Origin of the sequence: Arthrobacter sp. ok362 (assembly GCF_900102785.1) — a bacterium.
Taxonomy (GTDB): Bacteria; Actinomycetota; Actinomycetes; order Actinomycetales; family Micrococcaceae; genus Arthrobacter.
Map to the genome: position 1 here is coordinate 24,945 of NZ_FNGC01000025.1, position 13,931 is coordinate 38,875.

Below are 13,931 nucleotides of genomic sequence, written 5' to 3' on the forward strand. Positions count from 1 at the left end.
TAGCGCAACAGCTCTTCAGGACCGGAAGAGCCCGCTGTAGGCGTTGAGGGCGATCTGGCCACCCAGGTGGGCGTAAAGGACATTGCTGCCGGCCGGAATCTCCCGGCTTTTCACGAGGTCGATCAGCCCGGCCAGGGATTTGCCCTCGTAGACGGGGTCGGTGATCATGGCCTCGAGCGAGGCACCCAGGCGGATGGCTTCCAGGGTGGAATCGACCGGAATTCCATAGAGGTCCCCGGCCCAGCCCTCCATGACGTTGATTTCGTCGTCACGGAGTTCCCGGCCCAGGCCGATCAGCTCGGCGGTGTTCCGGGCAATGCGTTCAACCTGGTCGCGGGTCTTCGTCAGGGTCGCCGACGCATCGATGCCGATCACGCGGCGCGGCTTGTCCTGGCCGGCGAAACCCGCGATCATCCCGGCGTGGGTGGAGCCCGTGACGGTGCAGACGACGATCGTGTCGAAGAAGATGCCGAGCTCGCGCTCCTGCTCTTCCACCTCGTAGGCCCAGTTGGCGAAGCCCAGCCCGCCCAGCCTGTGGTCGGATCCGCCGGCCGGGATCGCGTAGGGCTTGCCGCCGGCGGCCTTGACCTCCTCGATCGCGTCCTCCCAGCTGCTGCGGATGCCGATGTCAAAGCCCGCACTCTCCAGCCGGACGTCGGCGCCCATGATGCGCGAGAGCAGGATATTGCCCACGCGGTCGGACAGCGGATCCGGCCAGTCGACCCAGTTTTCCTGGACCAGGCGGGCCTTGAGGCCCAGTTTCGCGGCCACCGCCGCGACCTGGCGGGTGTGGTTGGACTGGTAGCCGCCAATCGAGACGAGGGTGTCCGCGCCCTGCGCCAGGGCATCCGGGACGAAGTATTCAAGCTTGCGAGTCTTGTTCCCGCCAAACGCGAGGCCGCTGTTGACGTCCTCGCGTTTCGCCCAGATCTGCGCCCCGCCCAGATGCGCGCTGAGCCGCGGCAGCGGGTGGATGGGACTCGGTCCAAACATCAGGGGGTAGCGCTCAAAATCGGTGATGGCCATCGTCGGTCCTTGCTCGCGGTGGGAAACGGTTGGGCAAACAACAAATATGCAATATATTGCATTGTCGGGTATCGGTTCCGGGAGGACAAGAGGGATATACGATATGTTGCATGCCCGTTCCCTCACTCGCCGGAGTCCACAAGCGGCCGCTGCTGCGGGACAACGTCTTTGAGTCGCTCCGGAACGCGATTGTGGACGGCACTTTCGAGCCCGGCGAACGGCTGAAAGACACGGAACTGGAAGCCTGGCTGGGCGTGAGCCGGACACCTATCCGGGAGGCGCTGCTGCGGCTGGAGCGCGCCGGCCTGGTCATAGCGCTGCCGGGCAAGGCGACCATCGTCGCCCCCTGCGACCAGGCCTCGACCCTGAGCACGCAGCAGGTGGTGGCGGGGCTGCACGAGCTGGCCGCACGCCTGGCCGTCCCGCTCCTGACCGAGGATCACATCTCCGCCATGGCCGAGGCCAATGCGCGCTTCGAACAGGCCCTGCAGGGCGCGGACGTCGAGTCGGCGCTGCGGGCCGATGACGATTTCCACGCCGTCTTCGTCACGGTCGGCGGCAACCCGGTGCTCCGGGATCTCCTGGAACAAACCACCCCTGTCCTGCGCCGGGTGGAGCGGATGCGTTTCGGCTCCTTTGCCGCCCGGGAATCGGTGGCGCAGCACGCCGAAATCATCCGGCTCGCCCGCCTGGGCGACGCCGAGGCCGCCGCCAAGGCATGCCGGGAGAACTGGCTGTCGCTGCGGTTCACGTCCGCAGAGTAGACCCGGCTTAGCAGTGGGGCTTGCTTAACTGCGACGGCGGCGGGGCGCCCTTTCCAGGGTGACCCGCCGCCGTCGTACGCCAGTTAGTGAAGCGTCAGCCGGTGCTAGTCGTTGATGAGGTCGTTGACCACGATCGTCTGGTCGCGGTCCGGGCCGACGCCGATCGCGGAGAACCGCGTGCCGGAGAGCTTCTCGAGGGCCAGGACATAGTTCCGGGCGTTTTCCGGCAGGTCCTCCAGGGTGCGGGCACCGGTGATGTCCTCGGTCCAGCCTTCGAAGTACTCGAAGATCGGCTTGGCGTGGTGGAACTCGGTCTGCGTCATGGGCATTTCGTCGTGCCGCACGCCGTCGACGTCGTAGGCCACACAGACTGGGATCTGCTCGATGCCCGTCAGCACGTCCAGCTTGGTGACGAAGTAGTCCGTGAAGCCGTTGACGCGGGAGGCGTGGCGCGCCAGCACGGCGTCGTACCAGCCGCAGCGGCGGGGACGGCCGGTGTTGACGCCGAACTCCCCGCCGGTCTTCTGCAGGTACATGCCCATGTCATCGAACAGTTCGGTGGGGAACGGTCCTGCGCCCACGCGGGTGGTGTAGGCCTTGATGATGCCGATGGAACGCGAGATCCGGGTGGGGCCGATGCCTGAGCCCACGGAGGCGCCGCCCGCGGTCGGGTTCGAGGACGTCACGAAGGGGTACGTGCCGTGGTCAACGTCCAGGAACGTGGCCTGGCCGCCCTCCATGAGGACCACCTTGCCCTCGTCCAGTGCGGTGTTCAGGACATAGGTGCTGTCGATGACCAGCGGGCGCAGGCGCTCGGCGAAGGACAGGAAGTACTCCACGATCTCGTCCACCTCGATGTCGCGACGGTTGTAGACCTTGACCAGGAGCTCGTTCTTCTGGCGCAGCGAGCCCTCTACCTTCTGGCGCAGGATCGAGGCGTCAAAGACGTCCTGGACGCGGATGCCGAGGCGGGCCACCTTGTCCATGTAGGCCGGGCCGATGCCGCGGCCGGTGGTGCCGATGGCGCGGCTGCCGAGGAACCGCTCCGTAACCTTGTCCAGCACCTGGTGGTAGGGCGCCACGAGGTGCGCGTTGGCGGAGACACGCAACTTGGAGGTGTCCGCGCCGCGGGCCTCCAGCCCGTCGATCTCCTGGAACAGGGCTTCCAGGTTCACCACGCAGCCGTTGCCGATGATCGGAATCGCGTTCGGGCTCAGGATGCCGGCCGGAAGGAGCTTGAGCTCATACTTCTCACCGCCTACGACGACGGTGTGCCCGGCGTTGTTGCCGCCGTTGGGCTTGACGACGTAGTCGACGCGGCCGCCAAGCAGGTCAGTGGCTTTACCTTTGCCTTCGTCGCCCCATTGGGCTCCGACGATCACGATTGCTGGCATGGGATCCTCCCCCATTCGTTCGGGCCGAACTCCGTTTGATCCACCAGGTGGTCGCCGCAGCTCAGCGCCGTTCATGAGAATGCCCCGAATCTACCGCTGCGCTCTTACCCAACGCTAGAGTTCCGGGGCTCTTACCACCCAAGTTTAGCCGAAAACGGTCACCGGCATGGCTTTGGGTCCTTGCTTGGAGCTTCGAAGGCGTCGACGGCGGCAGCGGACGATTCTTTCTGCTGCATAGCGCTCGTCATAGCTGCATCATCCACCAGGTCAGCCTCGACACATAGCGGGCACCACTTGCGGGACCACCCGGAGTGGAATTGAGTGGGAGTGAGCATCCCGAGCGGCCGAGGGACCTGGACCGTTGAAGCCGCAGCGACCTGCCGGACACAGCCTGATTAGCCGCGGCCGTGGCCGGCCACGGTGCTACCGCCAGGACCGATGGAAAGGAACCGCCATGCCGCAGAACACGTCCCAGAGCTCCACCTCCCAGAACACCGGGTCCCAGAACATCGACCACATCCGTGTGACCCATGCCGGCTCATTGCCCCGCACGCCCGAGCTGATCGCCGCGAACGAGGCCAAGGAAACCGACGGCATCACGCCCGAATTCCTGGACCTGCTCAAAACCTCGGTGGCGGACGTCGTCCAGCGCCAGAAGGAGCTGGGCATCGACATCCCCAACGACGGCGAGTACGGGCACACGATGTCGAGCTCCGTGGACTACGGCGCTTGGTGGAATTACTCCTTCTCCCGGCTCGGCGGCCTGGAGCCGACCGACGTCGACCGCTGGGCCGACGCGAAGGTGCACCGTTCTTCGCCGGGCCACATCGTCCTGACCTCCTTCCCCGACCGCCGGGACCGGCTGACGTTCGACGAAGCCTACAACGACCCCTCCTCCGGGATCCTGGCCCACCGCAAGGCCGTCACGCAGCCGAAGATCGCCGGGCCGCTGACCTACACAGGCCAGGAGCTCGTGGCCTCGGACATTGCCAATTTGAAGACCGGCCTGGCCGCGGCCGGCCTCACCGAGGGATTCGTCGCCTCCCTCTCCCCGGGGTCGTGCGCCCGCGTGGCCAACGAGTACTACCGGAGCGATGAGGAACTCCTCTACGCCTGCGCCGACGCGATGCGCGAGGAATACAAGGCCATCATCGACGCCGGACTGACGGTCCAGCTCGACGATCCTTCCCTGGCCGAGAGCTGGGACCAGATCAACCCCGAGCCGAGCCTGGCGGACTACCTGAAGTTCATCCAGCTCCGGGTCGAAGCAACGAACTGGGCGCTGCGCGATCTTCCCCAGGAGCAGATCCGGCTGCATGTCTGCTGGGGTTCCTGGCACGGCCCGCACACCACGGACATCCCCTTCGCGGACATCGTCGACTCGGTCCTGCAGATCAATGCCGGCGGCTACTCGTTCGAGGCGGCCAATGTCCGGCACGAGCACGAATGGCGCGTCTGGGAGGACGCGTTGCTCCCCGAGGGGAAGGTCATCATTCCGGGGGTCGTCTCGCACGCCACCAACGTCGTGGAGCACCCGGACCTCGTGGCCGACCGGATCGTGCGCTTCGCGGACCTCGTGGGGCGTCAAAATGTGATTGCTTCCACAGATTGCGGGCTGGGCGGCAGGGTGCATCCGCAAATTGCTTACGCCAAGCTGGAGGCCCTCGGCGAAGGGGCACGCCGCGCCACCAAGCGCCTCTGGTAGCCCAGGCCGGGGCCGGCGCTGCATTTCGCGGGGCTTGATAGACTGATAAGGATCGACCAGGAATCGGTCCACACCACATTTTCAAACCACACCATTGCTCCGCATGGCCACTATTTGGCGTGCCCGCAGCCGGTGTGGCAGCTTTGCCAATCCCGCAGGAGACCCAGCAACATATGACAGCACTGGCCACCGAAAATTTCCGCGAAGAGCTCCTGAGCCGCCGGTACGAACCTAGCGTCGCCCCCGTCAACGAGCTCCTTGACGCCCTTCAGGCAACCAAGGCTGGCACCGCTGTCCCCTACGTGGACCCCATGCACGACGTCGATGAGTGCCGCATCATCAGCCTGTACTCCAACATCGGCACCGCGGATGCGTCAGGCTTCATCACCGCCGGCGATGACGAGGCGGCCACCCGCATGCTGGGCATCCAATGGAAGCTGGGCCTGCGCCCCGAATTCGTGATGCCGTGGAACGTCCACCCGTGGCACGTCCCAGGCGAGCCCAACGGCAAGTTCACGCCGGACCAAATTTCCGCGGGCCTCAAGCCGCTGCTGAAGTTCCTGGCCCTTGTGCCCCGCGCCTCCGTGATCGTGGCCCACGGCACCGAGGCCAACCGCCTGGCCAACCTGCTGCTCAAGACCGAAGTGCCCATGATCTGGCGCCGCGGCCTGAAGACCTACAAGGTCCGCTCGCTCAGCGGCCGGGCGTTCGCCGGCACCCCGACCCGGCAGGAAGAGTACCTGGCCGAGATGCACACCGCGTACGCGGATGCCATGGCCCGCACGGGCCTGGCCAAGGCCAGCTAATCCCCACCCGCACCCTAACCTCGCAGGCTCGGTCAGGTAACCCGGCGGGCGTGGGCCCACCACCCGCACCCTAACCTCGCAGGCTCGGTCAGGTAACCCGGCGGGCGTGGGCCCACCACCCGCACCCTAACCTCGGCCGCACGCTGAACCTTAACGACGGCGGGCTCCCACCTCAAGGTGGGAGCCCGCCGTCGTCGTTAGCGCAGTTACTCAGACTCGATGGCGGCCCTTGCGCCGGGATCGGAATCCTTGAGGAACTTTTCGATCCGCTCCGGCTCCTCGGCCTCGCCGATCGCCGCGGACGCACGGCCCAGCGAGTAGAGGGAGCGCAGGAAGCCGCGGTTGGGTTCGTGCTCCCACGGGATCGGCCCGACGCCGCGCCAGCCGTTGCGGCGCAGCGAATCCAGGCCGCGGTGGTAGCCCACCCGCGAGTACGCGTAGGAATCAATGGTGCGGCCTTCCTCCCACGCCTCCTCGGCCAGGATGGCCCACAGGAGCGAGGAAGTGGGGTGCTTCGCCACGAGGTCCACGGCTTCCTGGCCGAGCGCGAGGTGCTGGTAGATCTCATTCTCGGCAGGCAGGAGCGTGGGCTCGGGACCCATCAGGTTCTTGCGGAACTCGTCGGACATGGCTAGAACGTCTTGCCGGTGGAGCCCAGCTGCTGGGCGGCCTCGACTACCCGGGCGGCCAGGCCGGCCTCGGCGGAAGCGCCCCAGACGCGGGGATCGTAGAGCTTCTTGCTGCCGACCTCGCCGTCGACCTTCAGCACGCCGTCGTAGTTGCGGAACATGTGGTCCACCACCGGGCGGGTGTAGGCGTACTGGGTGTCGGTGTCGATGTTCATCTTGATGACGCCGTAGGAGACGGCGTCCGCGATTTCCTTGTCCGAGGAGCCGGAGCCGCCGTGGAACACGAGGTCGAACGGGTTGGACTTGCCGATCTTGGCGCCCACCTGCTCCTGGATGTCCTTGAGGATCTCCGGGCGGAGCTTGACGCCGCCCGGCTTGTAGACGCCGTGCACGTTGCCGAAGGTCAGCGCCGTGATGTAGCGGCCGTTTTCGCCGGAACCGAGCGCGTCGATGGTGGCCAGGGCGTCCTCGACCGTGGTGTAGAGCTTGTCATTGATGGCGTTCTCAACGCCGTCCTCCTCGCCGCCAACAGTGCCGATCTCAACTTCGAGGATCATCTTGGCGGCCGCGGTGCGCTCGAGCAGTTCACGGGCGATCCGCAGGTTTTCCTGCAGGGTCTCGGCGGAGCCGTCCCACATGTGCGAGTTGAAGAAGGGGTTGCGACCGGCCTTGACCTCGGCCTCGGATGCGGCGAGCAGCGGGAGCACGAAGCCGTCCAGCTTGTCCTTGGGGCAGTGGTCCGTGTGCAGGGCGATGTTGACGCCGTAGTTCTTGGCGACCTCGCGGGCGAAGGCCGCGAAGCCCAGGGAGCCGGCAACCATGTCCTTGGTGGAGGCACCGGACCAGTAAGCCGCGCCGCCGGTGGAGACCTGGACGATGCCGTCGGACTCAGCCTCGGCGAAGCCGCGCATGGCGGCGTTCAGGGTCTGGGAGGACGTGACGTTGACAGCCGGGAAGGCGAAGCCACCCGTCTTTGCGCGGTCGATCATCTCGGAGTAGATCTCTGGGGTTGCAATGGGCATGCTGACTCCTCGTCGAAAGCAGTGGTAGCTACATGGCTATCTACATCCTAGCCACGTGCGTCCCGGAGCCGAATACGTGAAGCCGGGTCCGGGAAATGTTCCCGGACCCGGCAACGGACGTAGGCAGAGGTGTTACGGCGCCCTGCCGGTGCGCCGTCGTCCGGCTACTGTCCCGCGATGCTCGTCGCGAACCGGACGGTCATGCTGCCGACGCCGGTGACGGCGTCATAGCCCGGCGCGGTCGCCAGCGATGTGTCGTTGTCGGTGCCGACCAGGTAGCTGGCGCCACTGACTGGACTGGAGAAGACCATGGCCTGGGGGCTGGACTGCGGCGCCACGTCCCGCGCTCCGGAGTTGCCCGTCTTCGCCGCCGCGTAGATGGCCGGGTTGGCGAAGCCGACGGTTTTTCCGGTCGCAGACTGCGCGATCGCCATCTGTGCCGCCGTCAGCGGGCAGGCCAGCGAGGTTCCGCCATACTGCGTCGTCTCATAGGAACCGGTCTTGAGTACGTGGTCGTTGGTGATCGGGCTGATCCCTACCTGGTAGCCGGTGTAGGGATCGGCGAGCGAGGCGACATCCGGGGACACCCGATATCCATTGGCCAGCGCAGCCGGGACCGTGCCCTGCTGGTAACTCGGCTGGGCGAACACCGCGCTGGTTCCGCCGCCGGCACCGAAACGGAACGCACCCGGCTGGGCACCGGCGTAGCTGAGGCTGCCGTCGGGATTCTGGACGATCCGGGTGCGGGTGGTTCCCCAACCGGTTTCGAACAGATAGTCGTTGTTCTTGCCGACCGCCAGGCTGGTTCCGCCGACGGCCGTAACGAACGGCGAGCTGGCCGGGAAGTCCGGCGACGCGTAGCCCAGGCTGGCCTTCTCGTCGCCGTTGTCGCCGCTGGAGAAGTAGAGCCCGACGCCTTCGCCTGCCGCCTGAAGGTGAATGTTCTGCATGCCCATCAGCGCGTTCGGGGAGACCGCCTCACCCACGTAGCCGTAGCTGTTGCTGACAATGTTGCTGAGCTTCTTGTCTAGGATGGTGGACATCGCCACGTCAATACCCGCGCCGCAGTTGTTCCCTCCGACGTAGAGAATATTCGCGGCGGGGGCGAGTCCGTGGACGGCCTCGACGTCGAGCGTCTGCTCACCCTGCCAGCCGCTGGGCTGTCCGCACAGGGCCTGGTCCATGAACAACCGGGAGTCTGGCACGATTTGCTGGTACTGCCCTGCTTTGAGGGCCGGGAGGCCGTTCTTCTGCGAGTAAGTGTTCGCGTCCGATTCGATACTGGGCGAGGCGTAGGCGTCGATGATCGCCACGGTCTGGCCCGCGCCGGCTGTCGACGGGGACGTCACCCCGTAGGCGCCTTGCAACTGGGACGGGGTGTAGCCGCAAATGCCGGTACCGAAGCTCGTTGAGCCGTACGCCGCCGGGACGGTGACCTTGTTCTGCTCCCAGTAGTTCGAGCAGGGCGCATCAACTGGCGCAGGGCCGACGGGCTTGCCTGACGGCTGGGCCAGGTCCGAGGATCCGCCGGGCGTTGCCAGCGACGGGCGGGTGAGCAGCCGCCCCTGGTCGACGGAGATCGCTTGGACCTTGGCGGCGAGGTTCGCCGGCAGGGAGGGTGCGCTGGACGGGCCAATCAGGCTCTGGCCCTGGAACGAATAGGTCTGCTCGGTTGTGCTGAATGCGGCATTGATCTGGGAGACGGTTCCGCGGAAGACCACGTAAAGGCCGCTCGCGGGGACCGAGGTAACCACCATGCCCTGCGCCTTCAGGTAATTAACGAGCGCAGTGACGTCAGCCTTGGCCGGTCCGTACTTGGCGATCCAGTCCGAGGGCGAAAGGTACTGCTGGTAGTTCGGATTACCCGGAGTGGACACGGCCGTCGCAAACGCCTTGGCCGCTCCGGCATCGGGCAGGTTCAGGTAGATCTCGCCCTCAACGGTCGTATTGCTCAGCGGGGTGCCGGTCTTGGCGCGGGACCCTGCCCAAGGGGGCACTGAACCCGGATAGTTGTTCGACGGCGGCGGCGTCGGCGGGGCGGCGACCCCGGCTGTTGCGGTCAGACCGATGGCAAAAGCCAGCGATGTTCCAAGCGCCAGCAGGCGCGTGGCGCGCCGGGAATGCGAAGTTGCGACCTTCTTCATGAAATGCCTTCCCCTAAGCGGGCACCCAGTGCACCCGCACACGCCAGAGCCTAAACGGCGAAATCCGATCTGACTATAGGTGCCTCAGGAAACTATCTGGCCGAACACGTGCCGGCGGATCCAGGCGTGCATCGCGATCGCGGCGGCGGAGGCTGCGTTGATGGAACGGGTGGAGCCGAACTGCTCGATCGACAAGGTGTCCAGCGCCGCGTCGTGAACCTCAGGCGTCAGGCCCGGGCCCTCCTGGCCGAAGACCAGGACGCAGTCCTTGGGCAGTTCGTAGGTTTCCAGCGGGACGGAGTCCGGGAAGATGTCGATCCCGATGATCGCCAGCCCCTCCCCCTGCGCCCAGGCCACGAAGTCCTCAACGGTGGGGTGGTGGCGGACGTGCTGGTAGCGGTCGGTGACCATGGCCCCGCGGCGGTTCCACCGGCGTCGCCCGATGATGTGGACTTCCTTGGCGAGGAACGCGTTGGCGGTCCTGACCACGGTGCCGATGTTGAGGTCGTGCTGCCAGTTCTCGATCGCGATGTGAAAATTGTGGCGCTTCGAGTCCAGGTCCTCCACGATCGCCTCGTGCTTCCAGTAGCGGTACTTGTCCACCACATTGCGTCGGTCGCCATCCGCCAGGAGGTCTGGATCCCAGCGCTCGCCCTGTGGAAGCTCGCCTTCCCAGGGGCCGACGCCGACCTCCGCCTTCGGTTCCGGCCCTTCCTCTGCGGCGGGGAGGGACGGGGCCGGGCTTTCGGGCTGTTCAGTCACCCCTCAACATTAGACTGGGACCCAGTAAGCAGCACATCACCACCGGCGGAGGTCCCCCATGGCAGAGTCAGACGAAGTACGTTCATCGGCGTCGGTGTACCGCAGCGGCCAGGAAATCGAGTGCTGGCTCACGGACATGGACGGCGTGCTGGTCCACGAGAACCAGCCCATCCCGGGCGCATCGGAGCTGATCCAGCGCTGGGTGGACACCTCCAAGCGGTTCCTCGTGCTGACCAACAACTCGATCTTCACGCCCCGGGACCTCGCAGCACGGCTGAGTTCCTCCGGTCTGGAAATCCCGGAGGAGAACATCTGGACCTCGGCCCTGGCCACTGCCCAGTTCCTCAAGGACCAGGTCCGCGGCTCGGAGTCGGGGAACCGCGCCTACACGATCGGCGAAGCAGGACTCACGACGGCGCTCCACGAGGCAGGCTTCATCCTCACCGACCAGAACCCCGACTTCGTGGTGCTCGGCGAGACCCGCACCTACTCGTTTGAAGCCATCACCATGGCCATCCGCCTGATCTTGGCCGGCGCGCGTTTCATCGCCACCAACCCGGACGCCACCGGGCCCTCGAAGGACGGGCCCATGCCTGCCACCGGGGCCATCGCTGCCCTCATCACCAAGGCCACGGGCCGCGAACCTTACATTGTGGGCAAGCCCAACCCGATGATGTTCCGGTCGGCGATGAACCAGATCGACGCCCACTCGGAAACCACGGCCATGATCGGCGACCGCATGGACACCGACATCATCGCCGGCATGGAAGCGGGCCTGCACACGGTGCTGGTGCTCAGCGGCATCACCCACCGGGACGACATTGCCACGTACCCGTTCCGGCCGAACCAGATCCTGAATTCCGTGGCGGACCTCAAGAACCAGATCTGAGGAATACGCTCAGAACGCGGTCATCTTCCCGCCGCCGCCCGGCAGCGGGAAGAGATCGTCCTGGAGTTTGTCGATGATGGGCCGGTAGACGAACGGACTCCAGCCCGGGCTCGCGTGCTCCGGCCTCGCTCCGTCAGTGCGCAGGTCATCTGAGGCCATATTGGCCTTGAAGGTCAGTGACCACGTATCCCGGGCGGTCTCGTAGTCCACAGTCTTGTCCCGGGGGTTGCCGATGAAGGCCATCTTTGTTTCGCCGAGCTTCCCGACGAAACGGCTGACCTCAAAGTGGTAGATGTAGGCGGATTCGGACTGAATCAGCACACTGGACGGCGCGATCGGAGACAGTTGTTCCAGGGTCTGGTCCACGACTTGGCCCCAACTGCGCTCATTCTTGTGCAGCATCCTCTCGCCGAGCTCATAGCCGCCGCGCAGCACTGAGGGGAAGCGGAACCCGCTTTCGTAGAGCAGCACCACGCCCTCAAACCAGCTCTGGTCCAGGACGTCGTGCCGGCTGGCCGGGCTGGAGTCCAGGAGGATGAACGCCACTTCGAGGCCGTGCAGCTCCCGCAGCCGGGCGGCCACCTGGGTTGCCACCATGCCGCCGAAACTGTGGCCGTAGAAGTAGAGGGTGGTGAGATTGTGGGCGCGCACGTGCTCGATCACGGCAATGACCACCTCGTCGATGTCCAGCCCCTCGTTGGAATACCCGACGGCGGCGAGCTGGCCCCTCTTGTTCAGGGATCCGCGCAGGGCATTCAGGATCCACAGCGCTTCTTCCCAGCTCGTCTTGTAGCCGGGGAACAGGATCCAGCTGGCGTGGGGATAATACCGTTCGGCGACGTCATCGGGCACTTCGAGGATCCGGGTGACACGCCGCTCGGTCTGTACGCGGTGCGTGAACAGCATGTCCGCCGCCAGCAGCGACGCGGACCCGGCACCGATCAGGAACGTGCGCCGGGAAACCCGCTTAAGCTCGACGGCGCGGCGGAGCATGCGGGCCTCGGCAGCACCGGGGCCTCGCGGATGGTTCGGTTCCATCTCGGCCGGCACATTACTACCGTATCCACGGTCCGGCGGGGATGAGAAACCGGTCCAGCCCGGAGGCCAGGAGGGCAGCCTGAAGCGGCGCCTTCGGCGCCGCTAGCGTGGCTATACCGGCTCGGGCTCGCGGCCGACCTCGCGGCGGCTGATCTCCATGCCGATCTCGTCATAGGTCGCCAGCAGTTCGGAGCGGGCCATGTCAGCGGGGTCGTCGAGCAGGCCGAACACGGAGTCGCTCGCGGCGAGGAGTTCGTCGTCGGAGAACCGGGTCAGCTGACGGGTGCCGGAGGGATCGACGGAGGCCAGGAGTTCCCCGGACATGTTCAGGGTGGGCAATGCGGCGGAATCGTCGCGGTGCGGGGTCAGCTCCAGGGAGACGCCGCCGGGGGCGGGCATGCCTGCGGTGTCCGAGCTGGCGCTCCTGCCGTCGATCGCGTTGAGGTCGTTGCGCAGGCCGGCCAGCGCCGATGATTCCACGAAGGCGGCCAGGCCGAGGTCGACGCGGATGTGCGAGATGATCCCCATGCGGCGAACGCGCTGGATAATTTGCATCAGGGAGGGGCGGGAAGCTTGCGTGAGGCTCCCCCGGACACTAATCCGGACGACGTCGGAAACGACATCGAGTTTGACGTGGGCTTGCAGTGTTTGGTCCATAGGTACTCCAAAGAAGGATGTCTATGGCCGACGGCTCAACCTCATTCAGCGTATCCGCGCTTGTGGTCGCACACAAGTCATAGGCGGCTGCCGGTTCAGCCTGCCTGTCGCCGGCCCGGCTCTTCGTAGTGCGTCCGGGTTGCCGTTCCGCCCACAGATTGCACTAGCGAGGTGGCGATATCGCGCAGTTTGACGTTGCCGTTGCTGGAGGCATCGGTGAGGATCCGGACCGCGGTTTCCTGGTCGCAGCGGTTCTGCGCCATGACGATCCCGATCGCCATGTCGATGACAGTCCGAGACTCAAGCGTGGCGCGCAGGTTGGTGGCGCTGTCCGTGTGCAGCGAGAACCGAACTGCCAGCCGCAGCGCCTGGGAGATTTCGCGGGTGTAGCCGCGGGCCCGGGCCGCGACGTCGCCGTCGAACTTGCGCGGGACATCGGAGTAGAGGTTCAGCGCCGCCTGGGCGTCGCCCTGGAGGTGGAATGGCACCGACAACACCGAGCGCAGGCCGTGCGAGGCGACGGCGGCGGCGTAGTCGGGGCCCCAGCGGTCCTCGTCGAAGAGGTCGGGAACGTAGACTTCCCGCTCCTCCTTGGCAGCGGTCAGGCAGGGGCCCTGGGACAGGGAGTACTGGATCTCGTCCACTTCGCGGGCGGAGTCGCTGCTCCACCCGATCGTGGCGGCCTTGCGGTCCCGCAGCAGCGTAATTCCGCACAGCGCGTCGTCGCCGGAGCCTGCCACCTGGTGCGCGGAAAAACGCGCGAGTTCGTTCAGGAACTCTTCGAAGTCCGCGCTGTCCAGGATCAGGTTCTGAATCTGGTCGACCGTACCGACGGAGATGTCGGCGCCCTGGCCTTCCGGACCACGATTCACACCGCTGTTCAGGGACTTTTCGGACGGGAGCATGGCGCGTGTTCTCCAGGTAAATGGAACGGACGGGTATGGGACAAATGATAGGTCACGGCCCATACCCCGTCCACCCGCGCCGGCCGGAGGGGAACGCCTAGACGATATGAGGTAGCCGGGTTTTTGGGGCTGGAACCTCCTCTTCAAAGCAAGACGTGGGTTGCCTGCCAGACTTGGCGGACAGGTAGAG

At 65.9% G+C, this 13,931-nt stretch carries 13 protein-coding genes; 4 read left to right on the top strand and 9 right to left on the bottom strand.

The annotated features are described in order from the left end of the window. Window positions 1-15: 15 nt before the first annotated feature. A complete protein-coding gene (locus tag BLQ10_RS21410; RefSeq protein WP_091565004.1) occupies window positions 16-1,026 on the bottom strand; it encodes a 1-aminocyclopropane-1-carboxylate deaminase in 1,011 nt (336 codons plus the stop codon). A 110-nt stretch (window positions 1,027-1,136) separates the two neighbouring features. Here BLQ10_RS21410 and BLQ10_RS21415 point away from each other — a divergent pair, with 110 nt between their 5' ends. Beyond that, window positions 1,137-1,790 carry a GntR family transcriptional regulator gene (locus tag BLQ10_RS21415; protein WP_091565005.1) on the top strand — a complete coding sequence of 218 codons (654 nt, stop codon included), beginning with the start codon at window positions 1,137-1,139 and terminating at the stop codon, window positions 1,788-1,790. A 104-nt stretch (window positions 1,791-1,894) separates the two neighbouring features. On the opposite strand, the gene BLQ10_RS21420 is transcribed toward BLQ10_RS21415, so the two are convergent. After that, window positions 1,895-3,184 carry an adenylosuccinate synthase gene (locus tag BLQ10_RS21420; protein WP_091565019.1) on the bottom strand — a complete coding sequence of 430 codons (1,290 nt, stop codon included), beginning with the start codon at window positions 3,182-3,184 and terminating at the stop codon, window positions 1,895-1,897. 454 nt (window positions 3,185-3,638) lie between these two features. On the opposite strand from BLQ10_RS21420, the gene BLQ10_RS21425 reads away from it, so the two are divergent. Then, entirely contained in the window at window positions 3,639-4,889 is a 1,251-nt protein-coding gene (locus BLQ10_RS21425; RefSeq protein WP_091565006.1) for a cobalamin-independent methionine synthase II family protein, read from the top strand. A gap of 173 nt (window positions 4,890-5,062) precedes the next feature. Next, on the top strand, window positions 5,063-5,695 hold the full coding sequence (locus BLQ10_RS21430) for a uracil-DNA glycosylase family protein (protein WP_091565007.1): 633 nt from the start codon (window positions 5,063-5,065) through the stop codon (window positions 5,693-5,695). Between the two features lie 206 nt (window positions 5,696-5,901). Here BLQ10_RS21430 and BLQ10_RS21435 read toward each other — a convergent pair whose 3' ends face one another. The 4 genes from BLQ10_RS21435 to BLQ10_RS21450 all read right to left on the bottom strand — a co-directional run bounded on the left by BLQ10_RS21435 (window position 5,902) and on the right by BLQ10_RS21450 (window position 10,252). Continuing rightward, window positions 5,902-6,324, bottom strand: coding sequence for a DUF3151 domain-containing protein (locus BLQ10_RS21435; RefSeq protein WP_091565008.1), 423 nt, complete (start codon window positions 6,322-6,324; stop codon window positions 5,902-5,904). A 2-nt stretch (window positions 6,325-6,326) separates the two neighbouring features. Next, window positions 6,327-7,346 (bottom strand): class II fructose-bisphosphate aldolase, encoded by a 1,020-nt coding sequence (fbaA, locus tag BLQ10_RS21440; RefSeq protein WP_091565009.1) that lies wholly within the window; start codon window positions 7,344-7,346, stop codon window positions 6,327-6,329. A 164-nt stretch (window positions 7,347-7,510) separates the two neighbouring features. Next, complete coding sequence (locus tag BLQ10_RS21445) at window positions 7,511-9,490, bottom strand: S53 family peptidase (protein ID WP_091565010.1); 1,980 nt, start codon at window positions 9,488-9,490, stop codon at window positions 7,511-7,513. Window positions 9,491-9,574: 84 nt separating this feature from the next. Beyond that, entirely contained in the window at window positions 9,575-10,252 is a 678-nt protein-coding gene (locus tag BLQ10_RS21450; protein WP_091565011.1) for a TrmH family RNA methyltransferase, read from the bottom strand. A 58-nt stretch (window positions 10,253-10,310) separates the two neighbouring features. Here BLQ10_RS21450 and BLQ10_RS21455 point away from each other — a divergent pair, with 58 nt between their 5' ends. Next, window positions 10,311-11,141 carry an HAD-IIA family hydrolase gene (locus BLQ10_RS21455; RefSeq protein ID WP_091565012.1) on the top strand — a complete coding sequence of 277 codons (831 nt, stop codon included), beginning with the start codon at window positions 10,311-10,313 and terminating at the stop codon, window positions 11,139-11,141. Window positions 11,142-11,150: 9 nt separating this feature from the next. On the opposite strand, the gene BLQ10_RS21460 is transcribed toward BLQ10_RS21455, so the two are convergent. The 3 genes from BLQ10_RS21460 to BLQ10_RS21470 form a co-directional block, all read right to left on the bottom strand. After that, on the bottom strand, window positions 11,151-12,179 hold the full coding sequence (locus BLQ10_RS21460) for a thioesterase domain-containing protein (RefSeq protein ID WP_091565020.1): 1,029 nt from the start codon (window positions 12,177-12,179) through the stop codon (window positions 11,151-11,153). A 111-nt stretch (window positions 12,180-12,290) separates the two neighbouring features. Beyond that, complete coding sequence (locus BLQ10_RS21465; RefSeq protein WP_091565013.1) at window positions 12,291-12,836, bottom strand: hypothetical protein; 546 nt, start codon at window positions 12,834-12,836, stop codon at window positions 12,291-12,293. A gap of 95 nt (window positions 12,837-12,931) precedes the next feature. Continuing rightward, complete coding sequence (locus BLQ10_RS21470) at window positions 12,932-13,741, bottom strand: GAF and ANTAR domain-containing protein (RefSeq protein ID WP_254785710.1); 810 nt, start codon at window positions 13,739-13,741, stop codon at window positions 12,932-12,934. Between the last annotated feature and the right edge of the window lie 190 nt (window positions 13,742-13,931).